Source organism: Pantoea sp. MQR6 (genome assembly GCF_022761075.1).
Classification (GTDB): Bacteria; Pseudomonadota; Gammaproteobacteria; order Enterobacterales; family Enterobacteriaceae; genus Pantoea; species Pantoea phytostimulans.
In genome coordinates, this window is the sequence record NZ_JAKYXB010000001.1 from 923682 (window position 1) to 948485 (window position 24804).

The window sequence follows — 24804 nt, forward strand, 5'->3', positions numbered from 1 at the left end:
ATTGCGTTGTGAAGCAACAGCCTGGTGGATACGGCAATGTTAAAATTCATTCTGCGTCGATTGCTTGAAGCAATCCCGACGCTCTTCGTCTTGATTACGATCTCATTTTTTATGATGCGCCTGGCGCCCGGCAGCCCATTCAGCGGCGAGCGCACATTATCGCCAGAAGTCATGGCCAACATTGAGGCGAAATATCACCTCAACGATCCGATCGGTAAGCAATATCTGGATTATCTGGTTCAGCTCGGTCATGGCGACTTTGGCCCATCATTTAAATACAAAGATTACTCCGTGAACTACCTTGTCGCCCACGCCTTCCCGGTTTCGGCCAAGCTTGGACTGGCGGCCTTTTTGCTGGCAATGGTGCTGGGTGTGACGGCGGGTGTGGTCGCCGCTTTGCGGCAAAACAGCTTATGGGATTACGCCGTGATGGGGGTGGCAATGACCGGCGTGGTGATACCCAGTTTTGTGGTCGCGCCGCTGCTGGTCTTGGTATTCGCGATCACGCTGAAGTGGTTACCGGGTGGTGGCTGGAACGGCGGACAATGGAACTACATGCTGCTGCCGATGGTAGCCCTTTCGCTGGCTTACATAGCCAGCATCGCGCGTATTACCCGTGGTTCGATGATTGAAGTCATGCACTCTAACTTTATTCGTACTGCCCGCGCCAAAGGCTTGCCGCTGCACCGTATCGTTTTACGCCATGCGCTGAAACCCGCACTGCTGCCTGTTATCTCCTATATGGGCCCGGCTTTTGTCGGCATCATCACCGGTTCAATGGTGATCGAGTCTATTTACGGTCTGCCAGGCATAGGCCAGCTGTTCGTCAATGGCGCATTAAACCGCGATTACTCGCTGGTCATGAGCCTGACGATTCTGGTCGGTGTGCTTACCATTGTATTTAACGCGATTGTCGACGTGCTTTATGCCGTCATCGATCCAAAAATTCGCTACTGATTCTGGAGTTCGCCATGATGTTGAGTAAGAAAAACAGCGAAGCTCTTGATGCATTCAGTGAAAAACTGGAAGTAGAAGGGCGCAGCCTTTGGCAGGATGCGCGTCGCCGCTTTATCCATAACCGTGCAGCATTGATCAGTTTGTTGGTTCTGCTGTTGATTACGCTGTTTGTCATCATTGCACCGATGCTGTCGCAGTTCGCCTATGACGACACCGATTGGGGCATGATGTCCGCAACGCCAGACACCACGTCAGGACACTGGTTTGGCACCGACTCTTCGGGACGTGACTTGTTAGTGCGCGTTGCCATTGGCGGTCGAATTTCCTTGATGGTAGGGATTGCTTCCGCGTTGATCGCGGTGATTGTCGGCACGTTATACGGTTCGGTTGCCGGTTATCTCGGCGGGAAAACTGACTCGGTCATGATGCGTATTCTTGAAATACTGAACTCATTTCCGTTCATGTTCTTCGTCATTTTGCTGGTGACTTTCTTTGGCCGTAACATTTTGCTGATCTTTGCCGCCATCGGCATGGTTTCGTGGCTGGATATGGCACGTATTGTACGTGGTCAAACCCTGGGACTAAAACGCAAAGAGTTCATAGAAGCAGCGCATGTTGGCGGCGTCTCAACGTTCAACATTGTGTTACGTCATATCGTGCCGAACGTGCTTGGCGTGGTGGTGGTGTACGCCTCTTTGCTGGTGCCGAGTATGATTCTGTTCGAATCATTCCTGAGCTTCCTCGGCTTAGGTACGCAAGAGCCGCTCAGCAGTTGGGGTGCGTTGCTTAGTGACGGCGCCAATTCAATGGAAGTCTCTCCGTGGCTGCTGTTTTTCCCGGCGGGTTTCCTGGTCGTTACGCTGTTTTGTTTTAACTTTATCGGCGATGGCCTGCGTGATGCCCTCGACCCGAAAGATCGTTAAGGAATTTCCCGATGACTATTCATGAATTTCAGCCAGCCCTGGCTGCCCGTTCGGGAAGTGATCTGCTGTTAGATGTTAAAGATTTACGCGTCACCTTCGATACGCATGATGGCGATGTCACCGCCGTTAATGACCTGAATTTCTCACTGCGTGCTGGCGAAACGCTGGGTATTGTCGGCGAGTCTGGTTCAGGCAAATCACAAACCGCTTTTGCATTAATGGGGCTGTTGGCGAAAAACGGCCGCATCGGCGGTTCGGCGATGTTCAACGGCAATGAGATTCTCAATCTGCCCGAGAAAAAGCTAAATAAGCTGCGTGCCGAGCAGATTGCCATGATCTTTCAGGATCCCATGACATCGCTCAATCCCTATATGCGCGTGGGTGAGCAGTTGATGGAAGTGCTTAAGCTACACAAGGGCATGAACAGCGCACAGGCGTTTGAAGAGTCAGTGCGCATGCTAGACGCAGTAAAAATGCCGGAAGCGCGCAAGCGCATGAAGATGTATCCGCATGAGTTTTCTGGTGGTATGCGTCAGCGCGTCATGATCGCTATGGCGCTGATGTGTCGTCCAAAGTTGCTGATTGCAGATGAACCTACTACAGCGTTGGATGTGACAGTGCAAGCGCAGATCATGACGTTGCTGAACGATCTGAAGCGTGAGTTCAACACGGCTATTATCATGATCACCCATGATCTGGGTGTCGTGGCCGGGATCTGCGACAAAGTGCTGGTCATGTATGCCGGACGTACCATGGAATATGGTCGTGCGCGCGATGTGTTCTATAAACCGGCACACCCTTATTCGATTGGCCTGCTCAATGCCGTTCCGCGTCTGGATGCAGAAGGTGAGAGCCTGACGACCATTCCAGGCAATCCACCCAATCTGCTGCGCCTGCCGCAAGGTTGTCCGTTCCAGCCGCGCTGTCCTCACGCCATGGACATCTGTACCCAAGCGCCGCCGCTATTACCGTTTGAAGAGGGACGTTTACGCGCCTGCTTTAAACCGGTGGAGGAATTAGTATGAGCACCGTAGCTGAGAAAAGAGTGTTGCTTGAAATCGCCGACCTGAAGGTGCATTTCGATATCAAAGATGGCAAACAGTGGTTCTGGCAGCCATCAAAAAGCTTAAAAGCGGTGGACGGCGTCAGCCTGCGTTTGTACGAAGGCGAGACGCTGGGCGTGGTCGGAGAGTCAGGCTGTGGCAAATCCACCTTAGCGCGTGCGATCATCGGCTTGGTAAAAGCCACAGATGGCCGCGTTGCGTGGTTAGGGCGCGACCTGCTGGGACAAAGTGAAGAGGAGTGGCGTAAAGCCCGCAGCGATATCCAGATGATTTTCCAGGATCCGCTGGCTTCACTGAATCCGCGCATGACCATTGGCGACATCATTGCTGAGCCGCTGCGCACCTATCATCCCAAAATGGCGCGTCAGGAAGTCAAAGATCGCGTCAAAAATATGATGATGAAAGTAGGGTTACTGCCAAACCTGATAAACCGTTATCCGCATGAATTTTCAGGCGGCCAATGTCAGCGTATTGGTATTGCGCGTGCGCTGATTCTTGAGCCAAAACTGATCATTTGTGATGAGCCGGTTTCAGCGCTCGACGTGTCAATTCAGGCGCAGGTAGTCAACCTGCTACAGCAGTTACAACGTGAAATGGGCTTGTCACTGATCTTTATTGCGCACGACTTGGCCGTCGTGAAGCATATTTCCGATCGTGTCCTGGTGATGTATCTCGGACATGCTGTGGAATTAGGCACTTACGATGAGGTTTATAGCAATCCGCAGCATCCTTACACCAAAGCGTTGATGTCAGCGGTGCCCATTCCCGACCCGGATCTGGAAAAGAACAAGCAGATTCAATTGCTGGAAGGTGAGCTGCCTTCGCCAATTAATCCGCCATCCGGCTGCGTATTTCGCACCCGATGCCCGATTGCTGGACCAGAGTGTGCGAAAACGCGTCCATTACTGGAAGGCAGTTTCCGCCATGCTGTCTCTTGCCTCAAGGTCGATCCGTTATAAAACAAAACGCCGGGCAGTTGCCCGGCGTTTTTTCATCATTGGCGCTTATTCACGCCACAAGATATGGCACAGTTTATTGTCTTTCTCGCGGCACAGCAGAACGCGCGCAAACACATCAGTGATCGGTTCACCGTCCGCTTCACCTAATCCGATCACGACTTCTGCGAAGAAGTCTGGATTCAGATCGTAATCAACATGTTCAGACCAGTCTTCAGACGGATCGAACAATTCTGCGCCGCCACGCTCTTCGAATTGTAAATTGAAGAGGATGATATCCGCCGGATCGAGGTTGTCACCTGCCAGTTCGAGAAAAATATCGTAAGCCTGTTCCAGGGTTTCGTCTTCGGTAAGGCGATTATTTAAATCCATGATCTATCCCGTTGCCCAAGGGCGTTTACACAATTTTGCTCGTTTTACAGTAAAGGACTAAAGAAGTAAAACAGTCGTTCAACGATATGTTGCCACCAGGCACGTTTCGCCCAGCGCTTGCCATCCAGCAGTCTTGAGCGGGCGATGTAATCATCCTGAACACAAGCAAGGTCGCTGCCAAAGCCTGCATCATCGACCACTAAGGTGATCTCAAAGTTGAGCCATAAGCTGCGCATATCAAGGTTAACCGTACCGACCAGGCTGAGTTGCCCATCAACCAGCACGCTTTTGGTATGCAGCAAGCCATCCTCAAACTGATAAATCTTAACACCCGCTTCCAGCAACTCACTGAAAAAGGCGCGGCTGGCCCAGCCTACCAGTAGTGAATCATTGTGGCGTGGTACCACAATGCTAACATTCACGCCACGTAAAGCTGCGGTGCAGATCGCATGTAACAGATCGTCGCTGGGCACGAAGTAGGGCGTGGTCATGATCAATTGCTCACGCGCGGAGTAAACTGCGGTTAACAAAGCCTGATGAATCATGTCCTCGGGAAAACCTGGACCCGAGGCGATAACTTGTACCGTGTGACCACTCTCTTTTTCGAAAGGCATGATGTTGCGATCGGGTGGCGGCGGAAGAATGCGTTTGCCGGTCTCAATTTCCCAGTCACAGCTAAAGACAATGCCCATTGCGGTAGCCACGGGGCCTTCCATGCGCGCCATCAAATCGACCCATTGTCCTACGCCTGCGTCCTGTTTGAAAAAGCGTGGATCCACCAGATTCATGCTACCGGTATAAGCAATATAGTTGTCGATTAATACTACTTTGCGGTGCTGGCGGAGATCCATACGGCGCAGAAACACACGCAACAAGCTGACCTGCAACGCTTCGACCACATCAATGCCCGCATTGCGCATCATTCCTACCCAAGGGCTGCGGAAGAACGTTACGCTGCCCGCTGAATCCAGCATCAGACGGCAATGTACGCCACGCCGTGAGGCAGCCATCAAGGACTCAGCAACTTCATCCGCCAGGCCACCGGGATGCCAGATATAGAACACCATTTCAATGTTATGACGAGCGAGCTGAATATCACGAATCAGCGCCTGCATGACTTCATCGGAGCTGGTTAACAGCTGTAGCTGGTTGCCTTTTACGCCTGCAATGCCCTGACGGTTTTGACACAGCTGAAAAAGTGAGCGTGCTACGTCGCTGTGTTCGGTGGCAAATATTTCACGACATTGTTTAAGATCGTTCAGCCATCTTGCGGTTGAAGGCCACATGGTGCGCGCACGCTCGGCGCGCCGTTTACCTAAATGTAGCTCGCCGAACGACAGATAAGCGATAATGCCAACCAACGGCAGAATATAGATAATTAACAGCCAGGCCATGGCTGAGGTCACGGCACGACGCTTCATCAGTACTCGCAGCGTGACTCCGGCAATCAGTAGCCAGTAGCCAAACAGCAATAACCAACTGATAAGCGTGTAAAAAGTGGTCATTAAGTGGACGTCCTGTTCGCGCTTTGGTCTGAGAAGTTTACGTGCAGATGTCGGTCAGTGAAACCCTTTATCGTTGACCCTTCACGATAAGAGATACGATTTGGCATTGGCGTACAGATCTCTATAATGCGTCCGCGTGATATCGATGTCAGAGAGGAAGTCATGAGACGAAGCAAAAATGAAGTAGCTCGCTGGAGAATGTTACGTCAGGCTCACCGCCGCCGCTCGCGTTGGCTGGAAGGGCAGTCACGACGCTATAAGCGCATTCACGGCATTCGGCATCAACTTGCTCAGCAGCAACGTCGTTCCATTCTGTTCATTACGCAAATTTTATAAAATAAAAAAGCCGCACGATGCGGCTTTTTTATTAATGTCCGGTCATCACTAATTTTAGGTTGACCAGCTGTAGCGCGGCGGCAAGAACAATCAGCATGACAATCAAATGCTTTCTACGCTTCCAGCCATGTTTGCGCCACAGCATAATCGCTGAGCCAATCAGTACAGCAATAACCAACAGCAGCGCCAAAATAACCATTTGCATAATGCAGAGCCCAATCAAAAAAAATGGCTTCTGCGCTGATGCTCAGAAGCCATTTTTATATAATGCGGAAATTAAAAAACGCGTTTGAACGGCTTTACCGCAACGTTCTTATATACGCCTGCGGCAATGTAAGGATCATCTTCAGCCCAGGATTGAGCGGTTTCCAGTGATGGAAACTCAGCAATAACCGTTGAACCCGTAAAACCCGCTACACCCGGATCGTTGCTGTCAACAGCGGGCATGGGTCCAGCAATGATCAGGCGACCTTCTTCATGCAGCAGTTTCAGGCGTGCGAGATGTGCAGGGCGCACGGCGTTACGTTTTTCCAGTGAGTCGGCATTGTCTTCTGCATAAATGACGTAAAGCACTTGGTAGCTCCGATTAATTCTTCTGAATTTCGCAACACGTTAAGTGATCGTTAATCAGAGTGCAAACGAAAGAAGAGATGCGCAACTTTAGTGAGCATCCAGGGTTTAAAAAACGCTTTTCTTTCAACCTGGCTGCAGCAGTTATTGAAACTGATTGCTATTTGCATTTAAAATCGCTGCTTCACTCAATGACTGCGATTGTTATGACCACGCTGACTATGCCATTACCAAAACGCACGCCGATTTCCATGTTACTTTCCGTTGCATTACACGGCGCGGTGATTGCAGGCGTCCTTTATGCCTCGTATAACCAGGTTATTGAAGTTCCTAAGGCGTCGCAGCCGATCAGCGTAACGATGGTGGCTCCAGAAGTGCAGCCTGAACCGGCACCTGCTGTTGTACAACCGCCACAACCGGAACCGCAACCTGAGCCAGAGCCTGAACCGGTTCCTGAGCCACAGCCTGCGCCGGAACCGCCTAAGCCTGTGCCCGTTCCCATTCCTAAGCCCGAACCGAAGCCGAAGCCGAAACCTAAGCCAGAACACAAACGCGAGCAGCCGAAGCGCGAAGTGAAACCGCGTCAGGAAAGTAAGCCGCAGGCGAATCCCTTTAAGCAAGAGGCGCCGACGACACAAACTAAGCCGACTACTGCACCTAAAACGAATCCTGCGCCGACACAATCGGTCTCAAATGGACCCAAAGCGCTGAATGTCAGCAAACCTGCTTATCCCGCACGTGCTTTTGCATTACGTATAGAAGGGCGCGTTCGTGTGCAGTTTGATGTGGATAGCGATGGCCGCGTTGATAACATCCGCGTGCTCTCAGCGGAGCCGCGTAATATGTTTGAGCGAGAAGTGAAGCAGGCGATGAAGAAGTGGCGTTATCAGAGTGGTCGTCCGGGACAAAATTTGACCATGAATATCGTGTTCAAAATGAACGGTGGCGCAAGTATCGAATAACCGTTCTTTATTGAGGATGGGGTAATGTGGGGGATGTCCGACAGTTAACGCGTTTTTCTGTTAACCATCGGACTCACCTTCCCAGACTCGGACGTTGAGAGTTTTCAACCTTATCCGTTAGATTTCGCCAGCACAGTTTATTTCAACGTCACTCAGGCATGGGGTTGCTGATTGGCTCGGCCTTGCGGCAGCGGACGAGAGTTTCCTTCATTATCCACCGCAACATAAATAAACACCGCTTCCGTCGCGCAATATGTCTGGCCAATCGGTTCTGACGAGACTTTCTTGATCCATACCTGAACGTTAATCGTCATGGAGCTGTTGCCTGTGCGAATGCAATTGGCATGGCAGCTCACAACATCTCCCACAGCGACCGGCTTGAGGAACGTCATACCGTCCACACGCACTGTCACTACGCGTCCTTCTGCAATTTCCTTAGCCAAAATTGCGCCGCCCATGTCCATCTGCGACATGAGCCAGCCACCAAATATATCGCCATTGGCATTGGTATCCGCCGGCATGGCTAAGGTACGCAACACCATTTCGCCTTGCGGCAACTTATGCTTATCGTCCATTGCTTCAGTTTCTTATGCAGGTGATGGCGGCAGGCGCCAAAAATTGCCCGGCGCGTACCGGGCGAATAATTATTTTTGTTCTTGCGGCATCTGTCGCCAGATGTAGAGTCCGCTGAATAAGGTAAACAGCAGGGTAAGGCCGGTCAAACCAAACACTTTAAAGTTAACCCAAACTTCCTGAGGCAACCAAAAGGCCACATAAATATTTGCCAGGCCGCAAATCAGGAAGAACATCGCCCAGGCAACATTCAAGCGACGCCAGATGGGGCCAGGAAGCTGCAGTTCTTTCCCTAACATGCTCTGGATCAGCGGTTGTTTCATGAAAAATTGGCTAAACAGCAATGCCAGCGCGAACAGGCTGTAAATCACCGTTACTTTCCATTTAATGAACTCATCGTTATGGAAAACCAGGGTCAATGTGCCAAACACTGCAACCAGCACAAAGGTAAAGATAGTCATTTTCTCTAGCTTGCGATACAGCACCCAGCTAACAACCAAGGCTAAGCCTGTCGCAACGATCAGCGCGCCGGAGGCGACAAAGATGTCGTACATCTTGTAGAAAACGAAAAAAACCACCAAGGGAAGAAAATCGAGTAACTGCTTCATAGTCATTCCAGTAAAGGCAGAGGCGTTAGTTGATGCGCCCGCAGGCGCACCCACAATTAACGTAACAGCATATAGAGCCGGTACAGGTAGATAATCAAGACAACGGAAACCAGATTGCCCACTGCGGTCAGCATTACTGAAGTTACATTTACCGGCAGCACGGTCAAAGAGGAGAAGAAGAACATAACCGCGATTTTTGCCAGCAGCCAAAGAATAATAGCCGGAGCAATGAGCTTCATATTCTGCCACGCCATACGCATGCTGGCGCGCATAGACGCGAATACACCCATTTTTTCACTGGCTAACATCACAGGTGCCAGCGAAAACAGAATCGCAAAAATCACGCCCGGGATTAAAACCACCATGAAGCCGAGTTGAACCAGCAAGGTGATGAGGAAGGTTTGCAGTATCAGTTTCGGCAGCAGCGGTGCAGAGGCACCAATTGCACGTAAGGCGCTAACGCGTTGACCGGAAGAGACCATTGGGATCAGGCACAGCATGCCACCTAACAGCAAGGCGTTGCCCACCAGCGCGGCAAAGGTGCCCGCGGCGGAAGCGCGAAGTAATACACGCTGCTGTTCGGGTGACATATTCTGAACCATGTCAAACAGAGAAGTGGCGCTGGAATCGCCTTGTTGCAAAATCGCCAATTGATCTTCACCGGGCGTCATCACGTGCGCCAGCATGACCGTGATAAAAGCGGTCAACAGCGACATCAGCACGACAGTTAATAACTGGTGGCGAAAAAAATTTCCAGTGTCACGGTATAACGAGCTTGCCGTGATAGACATGTACACTCCTTGGAGAAACCGGGTTGATTAACCCGGCGATTGTACATGTTCTGGCAGCTCGCTGGCACCCGCCGCGGCATAACTTTCTGTCATCACAGGTAAAGATGGGTGAAAAAGTGCTGGAAGACCGTGACGCGCTCTGGCGCGATCGCAGGCTTCGTTCCACTCACCATTTTCACCGGACATGGCAAACTCTCGACAAGGTGTTGGCCGCTGTTCATAAATACCGCAAGAAACGCACCCGCCGATTTCACCCTCTAACGCGATACAGCGTGGTGTACGCGTATTGGTGCCGATCATGTTGCGCATCAACAGGCTGAGAGGTTCAGTTAATTCAGTGGGCACAACGCCGCCCGCGTCTTGAGCTTCAGCCCAGTAAAAAGAGACACGGAAGTGGGCGCAACAGGCGCCACAGCTGATACATGGATTTGTTATTTCGCTCATTTGATCGCCAGCTACTCCTGAGCATCGAACCAAAATCACCAGAGAAGATAAGCAAAATAAGCGGGGGCAAATTTTTCAGCAAGCTCTATTTTCAACATCATGGCTCCGTCTAAATTGATCTAAATCAATCCTTTGTTTTTTAAGCAAATTAGTCGAAATGATTTGGATGCATTTTTCAAAAAATCGCGTTAAACCTTTGCCGACAAATAAATGACAACATCTTCCCACGATTAAAATTCTGCAAAGGAGCGACCATGAAACTGGCAAAATGCGCGATGCTACTGACTCTGGTATTACCTCAACTGGCACTGGCTCATCAGGCTGGCGATTTTTTTATGCGTGCAGGCAGCGCAACCGTACGACCAACCGAAGGATCGGATAATGTGCTGGGCATGGGATCATTCTCCGCCAGCAATGATACGCAGCTTGGCCTGACTTTTACCTATATGGCAACGGATAACATTGGCGTGGAACTACTTGCAGCGACGCCGTTCCGCCACAAAGTGGGTTTGGGACCAACCGGCACGTTGGCCACGGTGCGCCAGTTGCCGCCAACGCTGATGGCGCAATACTATTTTTTTGACAGCAAAAGCAAAGCGCGCCCCTATATCGGCGTAGGTATTAACTACACCACGTTTTATGATGCCGATTTTAATAACACTGGACGCGATGCCGGTTTAACTGATTTGAGCGTTAAAGATTCGTGGGGTATGGCGGGACAAGTTGGATTGGATTACCAGATTAACCGCGACTGGATGCTGAATGCTTCGGTGTGGTACATGGATATTGATACAGAAGTGAAGTTTAAAGCAGGCGGTGAGCAGCAGAACATTAATATGCGTATCGATCCTTGGGTATTTTTCTTCGGTGCGGGTTACCGTTTCTGATAAAAGAAAAAAGGCCGCTTTTCATAGCGGCCTTTTTAGTGGTGAACAATGTGCTATTTAATTTGCATGTTATTCACAACAGATTTCACACCCGCTACGCTTCGCGCCACTTCTACCGCACGATTCGCCATTTGTGGCGAACTCACAAAACCGCTCAGCTGAACTTTTCCTTTGAAGGTTTCTACATTGATTTCAGTGGATTTCAGAGAGTCATCTTTCAAAAGCTGACCTTTAACTTTAGTCGTTACCACAGTGTCATCAATATAACCGCCGGTGCCTTCTTTAGTTGGTGTCGGCGCACAGGCGCTCAGTGTCAGCGCAACCACACTCGCAATCAACGCACCTGTCAGCACTTTAAACCATTTCATTGCTTCTCTCCCTGTCACAAAGGTGATGCGACGTTACCATAACGGCGCGAGTTAATTGTGGTGCAAGAATTCAATAATGGGCAACTGCGAGGAGATAAAAAGAGAAAGAAATCATGCCTTACCGCACGATAAGGCATGATTTTGTTAGCGGCTGGCTGCTTTCAAATTGCTGACGAACGCTTTGAGCTCGCTCAGCATCACGTCAGGTTGTGCATGATTCTTTTCGATGATCTTCACAATCGCCGATCCGGAGATAGCACCCGCTGCACCTGATGCAATGGCTTCTTTCACCTGACCAGGTTCAGAGATACCAAAACCCTGTAAAGGCGGGGCCGCATTGTATTCACGCAGTTTGGTGATCAGATGATGCAGCGGCAGGCTGGCGCGATTCTCAGCACCGGTTACGCCGGCACGTGACAGCAGATAAGTATATCCACGGCCATGTGAAGCGATTTCACGCAATAAATCATCGCTGGCGTTTGGTGGGCAAATGAAGATTGGCGCAACATTATGGCGCAGGGCGGCCTGACGGAAGGGCGCAGATTCCTCAACCGGCACATCAGCAACTAATACAGAATCCACACCAGCTTCTGCACAGCGTGCATAAAACGCATCAATACCATTCGCAAACACCAGGTTGGCATACATCAGTAAGCCAATAGGTAAGTCGGGATATTTTTGACGAATGCTTGCCAACATTTCGAAACATTGAGCCGTCGTGGTACCCGCAGCGAAGGCACGCAATGTTGCGTTTTGAATTGTCGGGCCATCAGCCAGCGGGTCGGAAAAGGGAATGCCTAACTCCAGCGCATCTGCACCGCCTTCAACCAGCGCATCAATTACGCGCAAAGAGAGTTCAGGTGACGGATCGCCCAAGGTGACGAAAGGAACAAAAGCACCTTCTTTGTTCGCTGCCAGACGCTTGAACAGTTGATCATAACGTTCCATCAGATTTCTCCCTGCGCTGTCAAAATATCATGAACGGTGAAGATGTCTTTGTCGCCGCGACCGGAAAGGTTGACCACAATAAGCTGCTCTTTTTCAGGATCAGCCTGAATAATTTTCAGTGCATGCGCCAGCGCGTGTGACGATTCCAGTGCGGGGATAATGCCTTCGGCACGACACAACTGTTTAAACGCAGCCAGGGCTTCATTATCAGTGATGGATACGTAGTCGGCACGGCCAATGCTGTTCAGGTGTGCATGCTGAGGGCCAACGGACGGGAAATCGAGACCGGCAGAAATCGAATACGACTCTTCAATCTGTCCATCTTCTGTCTGCATCATTGGCGCTTTCATACCGAAGTAAATGCCAACGCGACCATGTTTCAGCGGAGCACCGTGCTCGCCGGTTTCAATGCCGTGTCCTGCTGGTTCAACGCCAATTAACTTCACGCTGGTATCATCAATGAAATCAGCAAACATACCGATAGCGTTTGAACCGCCGCCCACGCAGGCGATCACGGCATCTGGCAAACGGCCTTCTCTTTCAAGGATCTGCTTTTTAGTCTCTTCACCAATCATGCGTTGGAATTCACGCACAATAGTTGGGAAAGGATGAGGGCCAGCAGCGGTGCCCAACATGTAGTGCGCGGTTTCATAGCTACCAGACCAGTCGCGCAATGCTTCGTTACAGGCATCTTTCAGGGTCGCGGATCCGCTGTGAACAGGGATCACTTCCGCACCCATCAAACGCATACGAAAGACGTTAGGCGACTGACGCTCGACATCTTTGGCACCCATGTAAATGCGGCATTTCATGCCAAGCAGTGCACAAGCCAATGCCGAAGCTACGCCATGCTGCCCGGCACCGGTTTCGGCAATAATTTCGTTTTTACCCATGCGCTTCGCTAACAGCGCCTGACCCAGAACCTGGTTAGTTTTATGCGCGCCGCCGTGCAGCAGATCTTCACGCTTCAGGTAAAGACGCGTTTTGGTGCCTTTAGTCAGGTTTTTACACAACGTTAACGCTGTGGGACGTCCCGCATAGTTCTTCAACAAATCAGTAAATTCAGCCTGAAACTCAGGGTCTTTTTGCGCGTCAACAAACGCTTCTTCCAGCTGGCGCAAGGCTGGCATCAAGATTTGCGGTACATACATACCGCCAAATTCGCCAAAATAGGGATTCAGTAACGTCATTTTTTCATCTCTCTTTTTCTGACCCGCAGCAACGCGGGTCCGGCAAATCAATAGGCGCGAAGCGTCTGGAACACGGCCGCAATTTTGCTGGCATCTTTAATCCCCGGCGAACTTTCCACGCCAGAGTTAAAGTCGAGACCCGCACAACCTTGTCGTGCCGCTTCAACGCAGTTGTCAGCACTTAATCCGCCTGCCAATAATACATTATCAAGCTTCTGGTCTTGCAAAAGTGACCAGTCAAAGCGCTGGCCGCTGCCGCCGTTTCCGTTATCAAAGACATAGCGATCAACATGTGGCCAGTCGCGTTCCGGTAAAGCACCTTCAATACGCAACGCTTTCCAGATTTTCACGGATGCAGGTAACGCTTGCCGTAATTCAGCGACGTAAGCACGGTCTTCATCGCCATGAAGCTGAATCGCAACCAGCTGTAACTCTGCTGCTTGCGTGACAATGTCACTAATTGCAGCGTTGCGATAAACACCTACATAGCTCAGTGGTGCGCCTGCTATCACCGTTTTTGCTTTGACGCTGTCCACATAACGTGGCGAGCTTTCAACGAAAATCAGACCACCAAAAATCGCACCGGCTTCGTACGCAGCGCGCGCATCTTCAGCTCGCGTCAGCCCACAGACTTTATTGCTGCCCAGCGTGACGCGACGCACCGCGCTTTGTAAATCATCTTCTTCCATCAGGGCAGAACCGATCAGGAAACCATTAGCAAAATGACTAAGCTCACGAATATCGGCGTAGCTGTTAATACCCGATTCGCTGATGACAGTTACGCCATGCGATAAACGTGGCGCCAGTTGGCGAGTCCGATTGAGATCAATCGACATATCACGCAGATCGCGGTTATTAATACCCACCACTTTGGCTTCCAGCGCAATGGCACGCTCCAGCTCATCTTCGTTGCTGACTTCCGTTAGCACGCCCATTTTCAGGCTGTGCGCTATCGCGGCGAGCTGACGATATTGATCATCGTCCAGCACCGATAGCATCAGTAAAATGGCATCTGCCTGATAGTGACGGGCTAAATAAATTTGATACGCATCGATAATGAAATCTTTGCACAATACCGGCTGAGTAATCGCTGCGCTAACAATGGGCAGGAAAGCAAAATCACCCTGGAAGTATTTTTCATCGGTTAATACCGACACGGCAGAAGCGTAATGACGATAAACGCCTGCAATGGCTGCCGGATCAAAATCAGCGCGAATCAAACCTTTAGAAGGTGATGCCTTTTTGCATTCTAAAATAAAGGCAGTACGCGCTCCTTGCAGTGCATCGTAGAAATTACGCGATGCCAGTTCTACGCTGTTTTGAAAGCTGGACAGCGGCTGCTGCTGCTTACGCGCTTCAACCCAAACCGCTTTATCCTGAACAATTTTTTCTAACACTGTACCTTGCATGGTTATCCTCTTGCTGCCAGAGCGACCACGCGCTCGTAAGCCTGCCCGCTACGGATTGCGGCGAGCGCACGCTGTGCATTTTCACGCAAATCTTCATTGCCAAATACTTTGAGCAGCATAGCCACATTCACGGCAACGGCTTCCTCGTGGGCCTGCTCGCCATTACCCTGGAGTAAACGTGTAAGAATGTCACGGTTTTCTTCCGGCGTGCCGCCTGCCAAGGCTTCCTTGGGATGGAAGCCGAATCCAAAGTCTTCTGGCGACAGCAGGTAACGCGTAATTTCGCCATCACGCAGTTCCGCTACGTGCGTTACATCATGCAGCGCCACTTCGTCCATGCCACCTCCATGAACCACAGCGGCACGCTGGTAACCCAATACTTTTAATGTCTGCGCAATAGGAAGCACCAGCTCTGCGCTGTAAACCCCAATCACGGCCAACGGCGGGCGCGCGGGATTGATCAGCGGGCCGAGCACATTAAACAGTGTGCGGGTTTTGAGCTGCTGGCGAACCGGCATCGCATGGCGGAATCCAGTGTGATATTGCGGAGCAAACAGGAAACAAACGTTCAGATCATCCAGCGCTTTACGCGCCTGCTCAGCAGGCATATCCAGATTAATGCCAAATGCAGCCAGCAGATCGGATGAACCCGACTTGCTGGAGACGCTGCGGTTGCCATGCTTCGCCACTTTCAGTCCACAGGTCGCGGCAACAAATGCGCTGGCGGTAGAAATATTAATGCTGTTGCTGCCGTCACCGCCGGTGCCAACGATATCGGCAAAGGCATAATCGGGACGCGGGAAGGGTTTAGCATCTTCCAGCAAGGCCGTTGCGGCACCCGCAATCTCCTCTGGCTTTTCGCCGCGAACTTTCATCGCGATGAGCGCTGCGGCTAACTGTGTTGGCTCGAGCTGCCCGGTAATGATTGCGCTGAATAGCTGATGGCTTTCAGCCTGATTTAGCGTCTGCGCCTGGTAAAGCTTTTCCAGAATAGTATGCATTTTGTTCTCCCTGTTACTTCGCCAGCGCCCAAGCCAGCGTCTGCTCAAGCAGACGTGCGCCTTGAGTAGTCAAAATGGATTCAGGATGGAACTGGAATCCGCAAACACGATCTGCATCGTGGCGCACTGCCATCACCATGCCGTTAAAGCTGGCGTTGACCGTTAATTCGTCGGGTGTGTTGCTGCCAACCAACGAGTGATAACGCGCCACTGGCAGCGGATTGCTCAGGCCAGAAAACATCGCTTCACCGTCATGCGTGATAATGGATGCTTTGCCGTGCAGGATTTCGCCCGCCTGGCCCACGTGTCCGCCATAGGCTTCCACAATGGCTTGATGACCGAGGCAAATGCCAATAATCGGCAGGCGACCCCGCAGCACACGAAGCAGCTCAGGCATGCAACCGGCATCTTTCGGTGCGCCCGGTCCTGGTGACAACATCAATACCGGGTTCTCCATACGCTGAAGATGGTCGATCAGCAATTCTGCAGGTAGGTTGTTGCGATAAATCACCACGTTGTGACCGAAAGTCCGCAACTGGTCGACGAGGTTATAGGTAAATGAGTCGATGTTATCGAGCAGCAGAATATCGGCCATCAGAAAATCTCCTTGCAGTGATGGGCTGTTGCAATGGCGCGCAACACCGCGCGGGCTTTATTGCGGCTTTCATCCGCTTCAGCTTGGGGATTGGAATCCAGGACGACGCCAGCACCGGCTTGCACGGTGGCAACGCCGTCTTCAACGTAGGCAGAGCGAATCACAATGCAGGTGTCTAAGTCGCCGTTAGCGGTGAAGTAACCCACTGCGCCGCCGTAACTGCCACGACGTGAACCTTCCGCAGCGGCAATGCGTTGCATCGCGCGGACTTTTGGCGCGCCGCTTAGCGTGCCCATATTCATACAGGCGCGATAGGCATGCAGCACGTCAAGATCCTCGCGCAATGTGCCCACAACGCGTGACACTAAATGCATCACAAAGGAATAACGATCGACTTTAGTCAGATCGGCGACATATCGGCTGCCGGGCACGCAGATACGCGCTAAATCGTTACGCGCCAGGTCAACCAGCATCAGATGCTCAGCCAACTCTTTATGGTCGGTGCGCATTTCAAGCTCAATGCGGCTGTCGAGATCGCGATCCAGCGAACCATCAGCATGACGACCCCGCGGGCGCGTCCCGGCAATCGGGTAGATTTCAATCTGGCGTGAAGTTGCGTCATATTTCAGCGAACTTTCCGGTGATGCGCCAAATAGCGTGAAATCCTGATCCTGCATGAAGAACATGTATGGGCTGGGATTACTGCTTTTCAGCGTGTCATACGCTGCCAGCGGCGACGGACAAGGCAGCGAGAAGCGGCGCGAAGGTACAACCTGGAAAATCTCGCCAATGCGAATCGCTTCCTGCATGTCGCGTACTACTTCGCAATATTCTTCGTCACTTTGATTAATGTTCAGCGTCATCTGTTCAACAGATTGAACCGGTAACGGCGCTGCTGGCTGCAGCATTTGGCCATGCAACTGTTCAATACGCCCTTGTAGGCGTTGGAATTCGCTGGTGGAGGGGCTGAACAGGCTAGCCTGCAAACGTGCGCTGCGTTCCTGATGATCCAGCACTAAAAGGGTTTCAGCTAAATAGAAGCAGTAATCAGGACAGCGCTGATGACTTTCCAGTTCGGGGAGTTCTTCAAAGCCAGCCACTAAGTCGTAAGCAAACAGACCGCCCAGCAGCAAAGCTTCACGTTCATCGGCGGGTGCGTTCACCAGTTGAGGAATCAAACGCAGCGCATCGAATACGGAAAGCGCCTGTAAGCGGGAGTCTTCATCTTGCAGCGCTTCTGTGGTGGGAAAGGTTAAAACTCGTCCATCGGGGCGCGCTTCAATCTTCACGGAATCCGGTAGCACGGCATCCAGCAGCGGCAGCAGCGCGCGGCCATTTTCCGAAAGCGCCTGTAAGGTGACGTTATTGCCAAGCGCACTGATACGCAGGGCGCTGTCAACAATCAGCAAGCTTTTTAGGTTACGTTTACTGTCGATATCCGCAGATTCAAGCAGCAAGGTTGCCGGGCGTGCGCCGCATAACTGATGAAACACTGCGGCCGGATCTTCGCGATAGGGCGCGGTGCCGGTAATCAACTTCACTGTAGGTTTCGCATTTGGCATGATGAATTCTCTGAATTTCGCTCGAAAAAAAGCCCGCTCGGTGGCGGGCTCAGGTATCTGCACAGCGTTTACGCTAGTTGTGCACGACGACGTCGCCCGTATCTGGGAACATCGCGCCACCAACCGTTTAAAAGCGTACGAACAACAGCCATGATTAAATACCCGTTACGTGTGAACTTGTGTACTAGTTAACGGGTTCATAGCTTAAATGTCAATACACTTTTTCTCTGACCGCCAAAATCGTTATCATGCTGGCCAGTTTAGATTTTTACTGGAGTTAGCTTGAGCGATATCGCCCGTTTCCCTATTTATGATTTACACAGCCACACGCGGGCATCTGATGGCTTTCTCACGCCGCAGGCCCTTGTGCAGCGCGCTGTTGAGATGCGTATTGGCGTTTTAGCAATTACGGATCACGATTCAGTGGGCGGCGTTACGGAAGCGCAGCAGGTGGCTATTGATCAAGATTTGCCCATCAAAGTTGTGGCTGGCGTTGAGATTTCAACAGTGTGGGAGAATCATGAAATTCATATTGTCGGACTCAATATTGATATTCACCATCCAGTAATGAGCACTTTTTTGGCTGCACAGCACGATCGCCGTCAGACACGTGCCGAACATATTGCGGAACGACTGGAAAAAGCACAGATTCCCGGCGCGCTGGCGGGTGCAACGCGTTTGGCGGAAGGTGGCGTGATCACGCGTGGCCATTTTGCCCGTTTTCTGGTTGAACAAGGACGGGCGGATAATTTTGCGCAGGTTTTCAAATCTTATTTGGCGCGCGGTAAAACCGGTTATGTCCCGCCACAATGGTGTACAATTGAACAAGCTATTGATGCAATTCATCATTCTGGTGGTTGTGCCGTGCTGGCTCATCCCGGACGTTATGGACTGTCCGCAAAATGGCTTAAGCGCTTAGTCGCTTATTTTCGCGATGCCGGCGGTGATGCGATGGAAGTTGCACAGTGCCAGCAAGCACCTAATGAGCGCACACAGCTGGCGCAATACGCCAGAGATAATGGGTTAGCTGGTTCACAAGGTTCTGATTTTCATCAACCCTGTCCGTGGATTGAATTGGGACGCAAATTATGGCTGCCCGCAGGCGTCGAGCCGGTCTGGGAACGTTTTCCGGCTTTGGCACCTGCATCTGATTGCACGGAAAGGTGACACGAGGTTTCTATGAGTCAATTTTTTCATATCCATCCTGACAATCCGCAGCCTCGCCTGATTAATCAGGCCGTGGAATATCTCAATAAAGGCAGCGTGATTGTTTACCCCACCGATTCTGGCTATGCCTTGGGGTGTCGTTTAGAAGAGAAGGGCGCAATGGAGCGCATTTGCCGTATTCGTCAGCTGGATGGCAATCATAATTTCACCCTGATGTGCCGTGACTTATCTGAGTTATCAGTCTATTCACAGGTCGATAATTCCGCGTTTCGTCTGCTAAAAAACAACACGCCGGGGAATTACACCTTCATCCTGAAAGCCACCAAAGAAGTTCCGCGCCGCCTGATGAGCGACAAGCGTAAAACCATTGGCCTGCGCGTGCCGTCAAATCCAGTGGCTCTGGCGCTGCTTGAAGCGTTAAATGAGCCAATGATGTCGACCTCTTTGATTTTGCCAGGCAATGATTTCACCGAATCAGACCCAGAAGAGATTCAGCACAGCATTGGCAAATTGGTCGATCTGATTATCGATGGAGGAACGTTGGGGCAGCAGCCAACCACGGTCGTTGATTTGACGCATGATGCGCCTGAGATCATCCGCGAAGGCGTTGGCGATACCCGTCCGTTCCAGTAATTTCCTCAGGCACCGCGCGTCGGTGCCTGACCAATATTTGTCTGCAGCCAATCTTTGAAATCACGGTAGGGAATATAGAGCGAAACGTCTTTAAGTATGATCTTTCCGCTGCGACCATTTTTAATGGCGTCTGTATATCCCACAATAACACCACCCAGCGTTTCATCGCGGTTATAAACACCGCCGCCAGACATCCCTTGCACCACTCCCGCATTTGAAGCCATCGCCATACAAGGACTTTTATTCCAATTATTCCGAATGGCTGTGCGCGCTAAATTAGTGCCCGTTGATTCCACAGGCAAGGCGGAAATAAAGCTGTAGCCATACATTTTTATTGAATCGCCAATATCACTGTTACGGAATTTGGCTAATGTCTTTGCGTCATTCTTGTGATAAATAATCGCAAGATCGCAATAAGGATGATAGGCCTTTACGCGTTGAACGGCATATTTCGCAACGTGTGCGGCTGTCAGGCTATATTCAGGTGTGAGGGGGATGCTGCTGCCCAAAGTGCCAAGACCAAGGATCGTCGGGATGCCGGTCACGCTCATGTCTACGTGCTGCATCGCCGTACGACTGTACTCGGTTTGGCCCACAGAACAACCGCTTAAAGCCAGCGCGACAAACGCTGGGCACAGAAACAGTTTTTTCATGGTTTTTTCTTTATTTAGGCATGTCTTTAATATCCCTGGTGAGGATTTTCGACATGCAATATCAGGTTCATCACTGAACCGTATTAACGCAACAATTCCGGATGCGCCGGTTTATTGTATTAATGAAGAAGCAAAATATTTATTAATGAAACATGAGATATAATTTAATTTTTAGGTGAATAGCGTTAATCTTTCACTCTGATTTTTTTGCTCTTCGGGGTTAAATTGTACACAGATAATAAGGCTGTACAATTCAATAAAATTAATATTAGTCAAATAAACCTGAATATCATGATTTAATTCAACCTATGGTGTATTAAGTTTGATAATTTATTTTTTATCAATATCACATGCTGGGTAAAATCAATTAAACGATACATTATGCTGACAAGCTCTTTTTTTATGGTTTAAATGATGCATGTGAAATGCCAGTGGAGTTTAAGATACCGTTACTTATTGAGTTGTCAGTACTTTTAATTAAATCATATTGTTTAATAAATTTAATGCTCACTAAGTATAAAGTTTTCGATATTGCCGTTTTGAGTGCTGCTCGAAATAGTAAATAAGTCGTGTTTAACGACGAGTTATTAGGCGTGAATTATCGCCAATTAACACTATTATTAGGAAGAGTGCCATCTTCATAAACCGCGTTACATCAGGGTTAAATGCCTGTATAATAGGCCAAACTTTTTAAGTTAACTTGTTGATTTGAAAAGACTTACCACCCTACCGTGACGCCTGGGAAGGCGACAATGAGGAAGCTCAATGAGCGAAAAGTTACAGAAAGTATTAGCGCGTGCCGGCCATGGTTCGCGTCGTGAAATCGAAACAATGATCGCCGCCGGACGCGTCAGCGTTGATGGCAAACTGGCTACGCTAGGCGACCGTATCGAAAACAGTAAAGCCCTTAAAATTCGCATTGATGGTCATCTGGTCTCGATTGCCGAATCCGCAACGGAAGTCTGTCGCGTCTTGGCATATTACAAACCAGAAGGTGAACTTTGCACCCGTAGTGACCCTGAAGGTCGCCCAACTGTCTTTGATCGTTTGCCGCGACTGCGCGGTTCACGCTGGATTGCTGTTGGTCGTCTGGACGTCAATACGTGTGGATTGATGCTGTTCACTACTGATGGTGAGCTGGCAAACCGTCTGATGCATCCAAGCCGTGAAGTTGAACGTGAATACGCTGTGCGTGTATTTGGTCAGGTAGATGACGATAAAATCCGTCAGTTGAGCAAAGGCGTTCAGTTGGAAGATGGCCCAGCCGCTTTCAAAACTCTGCGCTTTGGCGGCGGTGAAGGCATTAACCAATGGTATAACGTAACGCTGACCGAAGGACGAAACCGTGAGGTACGTCGTTTATGGGAAGCGGTTGGCGTGCAGGTGAGCCGTCTGATGCGTGTGCGTTATGGTGATATTCATCTGCCGAAAAACTTGCCACGTGGCGGTTGGACCGAGCTGGATCTTCCTGCGGTCAACTACTTACGTAATTTGGTCGGTATGGATGACGAAACGGTTACCAAACTGGTTGTTGAGAAAGATCGTCGTCGTACCAAGGCTAACCAAATTCGTCGAGCCGTAAAACGTCACAGCCAGACCGGAACTGCGCAGCGTCGTCCTACCGGTGGCAAAAGCAGCAAACGAACGTCTTCTTAAGTTTCCTGTTCATCTAAACGCAGCTTAACCGCTGCGTTTTCTTTTATTACCCGCTTATTCTTTATTACCAGTCAATTCCTTGCTGCGCCTGAATACCGACATCAAAAGCGTGTTTAACCGGACGCATCTCGGTCACTGTGTCAGCCATTTCCATGAGGCTGCGATGGCAACCACGTCCTGTAATAATGACGCTTTGTTGCAAAGGACGCTGAATAAGTGCAGCAATCAGCTCCTCAAGCGGCAGGTAATCCATACTGACCATGTAAGTGATTTCATCAAGGATCACCAAATCAAGATGGCTATCTGCGAGCATGCGTTTGGCCTGTTCCCATACGGCTAAACAGGCATCGGTGTCAGCCTGACGATTTTGCGTTTCCCAGGTAAATCCGGTCGACATCACCTGAAACTCAACGCCATGTTGCTCCAGCAGATTGCGCTCGCCGTTAGGCCATTCGCCTTTTATGAACTGGATTGCGCCGACACGCTTACCGTGACCGCAAGCTCGCAATGCAGTACCAAATGCCGCCGTGGTTTTGCCTTTACCATTGCCGGTGAAAACCATCAGAATACCGCGTACCTCGGTCGCGGCGGCAATGCGTGCATCAACGTGTTCTTTTAATCGTTGCTGACGTTGCTGGTGGCGATCTTCACTCATTATTCAGCTGCTCCCGGTTTTCGGCCTGGCTGGGCATCAAAACTCATACCGGTTTTACGACGGCTATCATCACCCATCAGATAAAGATAGAGCGGCATTAAATCGGCTGGGGTTTTTAGCTTGTTGGCATCTTCCTCAGGGAAGGCGCTGGCTCGCATTTTTGTGCGCGTTCCACCCGGATTGATACAGTTCACCCGCAAGTGCTGATTTTTATATTCATCAGCCAATACTTGCATCATACCTTCAGTAGCAAACTTCGACACTGCGTAAGCACCCCAGCCGGAACGCCCGGTGCGTCCTACGCTGGACGTGGTAAAGATCAGTGAGCCTGCATCCGATTTTAACAGCAGCGGCAGCAACGCCTGTGTGAGATAAAAAGTGGCATCGACATTTATCTTCATGACTTGTTGCCAAACGTGAGGATCAAGCTCAGCCAGCGGGACAATCTCACCTAAAATACCCGCATTGTGTAATACGCCATCTAAGTGCGAAAATTGCAGTGCCAACTGTTGAGCAATATGTTGGCAATTTTCTGGTGTAGCTTGTGCAAGATCGAACACCACGCTGTGCGCGGGTCGCTTGTTTAACTGATTGATTGCCTTCTCGGTGAGCTGAAGTCGCTCAAGATTGCGTCCCAGCAGAATGACTTCCGCGCCGTAGCGCGCGTAGGTTAACGCGGCTTCACGGCCAATACCGTCAGAAGCGCCGGTGACGAGAATAATTCGATTATTGAGCAAATCGCTTTTCGGTTGATAGTGCACAGGGAAATCCTCTAGCGAAGGTCAAAGTGTTTTCGTTTTATGCCTCAATTTCATGTGATGTGCAATCATCGACAGGCGCATTCTGTGCCAGGTGCTGGCATTTCAGGCGACGCTTGGGTGTAAACGAGTTAAACTATTCTATTGTCTCTAATTCTCTGTTTAATAAGGCGACGTAATGGATCTTCTTGCAAATTATGGACTCTTTCTCGCAAAAGTTGTGACGTTGGTGATTGCCGTCGCGGCTATTGTGCTGATCATCGTGAATGCGACACTGCGCAAACGCGGTCAAAGCGGCCAGCTGCGTCTGACACATCTGGGTGATGATTATCAGCAGATGAAAGACGATGTGCAGTTAGCGAAGATGAAACCGCAAGTGCAAAAACTGTGGTTGAAAAATCATAAGAAAGCTGAGAAGCAGAAAGCAAAAGCGGAAAAGCGTGCGGCTAAGCAGGGTGAAACCGACATTGTGAAGCCGACACTGTATGTCATCGATTTCAAAGGCAGCATGGACGCCAGCGAAGTGACTTCATTACGAGAAGAAATTTCAGCCGTGTTAGCTGTAAAACAGAGCGGTGATGAGGTGTTGTTGCGTCTGGAAAGTCCTGGCGGGGTGGTTCATGGTTATGGTTTGGCAGCGTCACAGCTGCAACGCTTGCGTGATGGTGGCCTGCGCGTTACGGCTGCTGTTGACAAAGTCGCGGCTAGCGGCGGTTACATGATGGCTTGTGTGGCCGATCGTATTGTCGCCGCGCCGTTTTCCATAATCGGTTCGATTGGCGTTGTCGCTCAAATTCCAAACTTTAATCGTCTGCTTAAACGTAACGACATTGATGTGGAATTGCATACTGCTGGCCAATACAAACGTACGCTAACGCTGTTTGGTGAGAACACCGAAGAAGGACGTGAAAAATTTCAGGAAGATCTTAATGAAACACATGTGCTGTTTAAAGATTTCGTTCATGAAATGCGTCCATCATTGAATATCGATAACGTGGCTACCGGTGAACACTGGTATGGACGCCAGGCGCTAGACTTGGGTTTGATTGATGAGATTGGCACCAGTGACGATCTCATTATTCGTCAAATGGATAGCTTTAATGTACTGGGCGTTCACTACGCGCGTCGTCGCAAGATGATTGACCGCGTTACGCATAGCGCCGGTTCTGTCGCCGAGCGACTATTAATGAAGCTCTGGCAACGGGGTGAAAAGCCCTTGTTGTAAGATATAACCCGGCGAGAGCCGGGTTTTTTAATGCGG

27 protein-coding genes, 1 pseudogene and 1 other annotated feature are annotated in these 24804 nt (G+C 50.4%); of the genes and pseudogenes, 11 read left to right on the top strand and 17 right to left on the bottom strand.

Annotated features, from left to right (window positions below):
* The first annotated feature begins 36 nt into the window (after positions 1–36).
* From oppB to oppF, 4 genes are read left to right on the top strand one after another with little or no spacing between them, the layout of a single operon-like run.
* Positions 37–957: an oligopeptide ABC transporter permease OppB gene (oppB, locus tag MUG06_RS04265; protein WP_215846676.1), complete on the top strand. Its 921-nt coding sequence runs from the start codon at positions 37–39 to the stop codon at positions 955–957.
* A gap of 14 nt (positions 958–971) precedes the next feature.
* Complete coding sequence (gene oppC / locus MUG06_RS04270) at positions 972–1880, top strand: oligopeptide ABC transporter permease OppC (protein WP_243077819.1); 909 nt, start codon at positions 972–974, stop codon at positions 1878–1880.
* A gap of 11 nt (positions 1881–1891) precedes the next feature.
* Positions 1892–2905 (top strand): ABC transporter ATP-binding protein, encoded by a 1014-nt coding sequence (locus MUG06_RS04275; RefSeq protein ID WP_215846678.1) that lies wholly within the window; start codon positions 1892–1894, stop codon positions 2903–2905.
* Positions 2902–3903 (top strand): murein tripeptide/oligopeptide ABC transporter ATP binding protein OppF, encoded by a 1002-nt coding sequence (gene oppF / locus MUG06_RS04280; protein ID WP_243077820.1) that lies wholly within the window; start codon positions 2902–2904, stop codon positions 3901–3903. Before MUG06_RS04275 ends, oppF begins: the two co-directional genes overlap by 4 nt.
* A 45-nt stretch (positions 3904–3948) precedes the next feature.
* Here oppF and MUG06_RS04285 read toward each other — a convergent pair whose 3' ends face one another.
* The gene (locus MUG06_RS04285; RefSeq protein WP_215846680.1) at positions 3949–4272 is read right to left on the bottom strand and encodes an HI1450 family dsDNA-mimic protein; all 324 of its coding nucleotides are present in this window, start codon (positions 4270–4272) and stop codon (positions 3949–3951) included.
* Between the two features lie 44 nt (positions 4273–4316).
* A complete protein-coding gene (gene cls, locus MUG06_RS04290) occupies positions 4317–5777 on the bottom strand; it encodes a cardiolipin synthase (RefSeq protein WP_243077821.1) in 1461 nt (486 codons plus the stop codon).
* 162 nt (positions 5778–5939) lie between these two features.
* On the opposite strand from cls, the gene MUG06_RS04295 reads away from it, so the two are divergent.
* Positions 5940–6113 (top strand): YciY family protein, encoded by a 174-nt coding sequence (locus MUG06_RS04295; RefSeq protein ID WP_215846682.1) that lies wholly within the window; start codon positions 5940–5942, stop codon positions 6111–6113.
* A gap of 31 nt (positions 6114–6144) precedes the next feature.
* Here MUG06_RS04295 and MUG06_RS04300 read toward each other — a convergent pair whose 3' ends face one another.
* On the bottom strand, positions 6145–6318 hold the full coding sequence (locus MUG06_RS04300; protein ID WP_215846683.1) for a hypothetical protein: 174 nt from the start codon (positions 6316–6318) through the stop codon (positions 6145–6147).
* 71 nt (positions 6319–6389) lie between these two features.
* Positions 6390–6686, bottom strand: a complete 297-nt coding sequence (locus tag MUG06_RS04305; protein ID WP_215846684.1) for a YciI family protein — start codon at positions 6684–6686, stop codon at positions 6390–6392.
* 203 nt (positions 6687–6889) lie between these two features.
* Between MUG06_RS04305 and tonB the strand changes: the two genes are divergently transcribed.
* Positions 6890–7645: a TonB system transport protein TonB gene (gene tonB / locus MUG06_RS04310; RefSeq protein WP_243078493.1), complete on the top strand. Its 756-nt coding sequence runs from the start codon at positions 6890–6892 to the stop codon at positions 7643–7645.
* Between the two features lie 152 nt (positions 7646–7797).
* Here tonB and yciA read toward each other — a convergent pair whose 3' ends face one another.
* From yciA to MUG06_RS04330, 4 genes are all read right to left on the bottom strand, one after another.
* Positions 7798–8220, bottom strand: coding sequence for an acyl-CoA thioester hydrolase YciA (yciA, locus tag MUG06_RS04315; RefSeq protein ID WP_215846685.1), 423 nt, complete (start codon positions 8218–8220; stop codon positions 7798–7800).
* Positions 8221–8289: 69 nt separating this feature from the next.
* A complete protein-coding gene (locus MUG06_RS04320) occupies positions 8290–8826 on the bottom strand; it encodes a septation protein A (RefSeq protein ID WP_243077822.1) in 537 nt (178 codons plus the stop codon).
* 56 nt (positions 8827–8882) lie between these two features.
* The gene (locus MUG06_RS04325) at positions 8883–9617 is read right to left on the bottom strand and encodes a YciC family protein (RefSeq protein ID WP_243077823.1); all 735 of its coding nucleotides are present in this window, start codon (positions 9615–9617) and stop codon (positions 8883–8885) included.
* 27 nt (positions 9618–9644) lie between these two features.
* Entirely contained in the window at positions 9645–10061 is a 417-nt protein-coding gene (locus tag MUG06_RS04330) for a YkgJ family cysteine cluster protein (protein WP_215846687.1), read from the bottom strand.
* 254 nt (positions 10062–10315) lie between these two features.
* On the opposite strand from MUG06_RS04330, the gene ompW reads away from it, so the two are divergent.
* Positions 10316–10948 (top strand): outer membrane protein OmpW, encoded by a 633-nt coding sequence (ompW, locus tag MUG06_RS04335; protein WP_243077824.1) that lies wholly within the window; start codon positions 10316–10318, stop codon positions 10946–10948.
* A 53-nt stretch (positions 10949–11001) separates the two neighbouring features.
* Here ompW and MUG06_RS04340 read toward each other — a convergent pair whose 3' ends face one another.
* The 6 genes and pseudogenes from MUG06_RS04340 to MUG06_RS04365 all read right to left on the bottom strand — a co-directional run bounded on the left by MUG06_RS04340 (position 11002) and on the right by MUG06_RS04365 (position 18021).
* Positions 11002–11316 (bottom strand): BON domain-containing protein, encoded by a 315-nt coding sequence (locus MUG06_RS04340; RefSeq protein WP_215846688.1) that lies wholly within the window; start codon positions 11314–11316, stop codon positions 11002–11004.
* A gap of 144 nt (positions 11317–11460) precedes the next feature.
* Positions 11461–12264, bottom strand: coding sequence for a tryptophan synthase subunit alpha (gene trpA, locus MUG06_RS04345; RefSeq protein WP_243077825.1), 804 nt, complete (start codon positions 12262–12264; stop codon positions 11461–11463).
* On the bottom strand, positions 12264–13454 hold the full coding sequence (trpB, locus tag MUG06_RS04350; RefSeq protein WP_215846690.1) for a tryptophan synthase subunit beta: 1191 nt from the start codon (positions 13452–13454) through the stop codon (positions 12264–12266). The genes trpA and trpB overlap by 1 nt, the downstream gene beginning before the upstream one ends.
* A 47-nt stretch (positions 13455–13501) precedes the next feature.
* Complete coding sequence (gene trpCF, locus MUG06_RS04355; protein WP_243077826.1) at positions 13502–14863, bottom strand: bifunctional indole-3-glycerol-phosphate synthase TrpC/phosphoribosylanthranilate isomerase TrpF; 1362 nt, start codon at positions 14861–14863, stop codon at positions 13502–13504.
* A gap of 2 nt (positions 14864–14865) precedes the next feature.
* Positions 14866–16459 (bottom strand): annotated as a pseudogene (gene trpD / locus MUG06_RS04360) (bifunctional anthranilate synthase glutamate amidotransferase component TrpG/anthranilate phosphoribosyltransferase TrpD).
* Complete coding sequence (locus MUG06_RS04365; protein ID WP_243077827.1) at positions 16459–18021, bottom strand: anthranilate synthase component 1; 1563 nt, start codon at positions 18019–18021, stop codon at positions 16459–16461. The pseudogene trpD and the gene MUG06_RS04365 overlap by 1 nt, the downstream one beginning before the upstream one ends.
* A 23-nt stretch (positions 18022–18044) precedes the next feature.
* Positions 18045–18149: a sequence feature (Trp leader region), on the bottom strand.
* A gap of 154 nt (positions 18150–18303) precedes the next feature.
* Between MUG06_RS04365 and MUG06_RS04370 the strand changes: the two genes are divergently transcribed.
* Both MUG06_RS04370 and MUG06_RS04375 read left to right on the top strand, forming a co-directional pair.
* A complete protein-coding gene (locus MUG06_RS04370; RefSeq protein WP_215846695.1) occupies positions 18304–19188 on the top strand; it encodes a PHP domain-containing protein in 885 nt (294 codons plus the stop codon).
* A 12-nt stretch (positions 19189–19200) separates the two neighbouring features.
* Positions 19201–19821: an L-threonylcarbamoyladenylate synthase gene (locus MUG06_RS04375; RefSeq protein ID WP_215846696.1), complete on the top strand. Its 621-nt coding sequence runs from the start codon at positions 19201–19203 to the stop codon at positions 19819–19821.
* Positions 19822–19826: 5 nt separating this feature from the next.
* On the opposite strand, the gene MUG06_RS04380 is transcribed toward MUG06_RS04375, so the two are convergent.
* On the bottom strand, positions 19827–20474 hold the full coding sequence (locus MUG06_RS04380) for a serine protease (RefSeq protein ID WP_243077828.1): 648 nt from the start codon (positions 20472–20474) through the stop codon (positions 19827–19829).
* A gap of 765 nt (positions 20475–21239) precedes the next feature.
* On the opposite strand from MUG06_RS04380, the gene rluB reads away from it, so the two are divergent.
* A complete protein-coding gene (rluB, locus tag MUG06_RS04385; protein ID WP_215846698.1) occupies positions 21240–22130 on the top strand; it encodes a 23S rRNA pseudouridine(2605) synthase RluB in 891 nt (296 codons plus the stop codon).
* A gap of 64 nt (positions 22131–22194) precedes the next feature.
* Here the strand turns inward: rluB and cobO are convergent, their stop codons facing one another.
* Together cobO and MUG06_RS04395 are read right to left on the bottom strand one after the other, a co-directional pair.
* Complete coding sequence (gene cobO, locus MUG06_RS04390) at positions 22195–22785, bottom strand: cob(I)yrinic acid a,c-diamide adenosyltransferase (protein WP_243077829.1); 591 nt, start codon at positions 22783–22785, stop codon at positions 22195–22197.
* Complete coding sequence (locus MUG06_RS04395) at positions 22785–23546, bottom strand: YciK family oxidoreductase (RefSeq protein ID WP_215846700.1); 762 nt, start codon at positions 23544–23546, stop codon at positions 22785–22787. The genes cobO and MUG06_RS04395 overlap by 1 nt, the downstream gene beginning before the upstream one ends.
* A 175-nt stretch (positions 23547–23721) precedes the next feature.
* Between MUG06_RS04395 and sohB the strand changes: the two genes are divergently transcribed.
* Positions 23722–24768: a protease SohB gene (gene sohB / locus MUG06_RS04400; protein WP_243077830.1), complete on the top strand. Its 1047-nt coding sequence runs from the start codon at positions 23722–23724 to the stop codon at positions 24766–24768.
* Positions 24769–24804 lie beyond the last annotated feature (36 nt).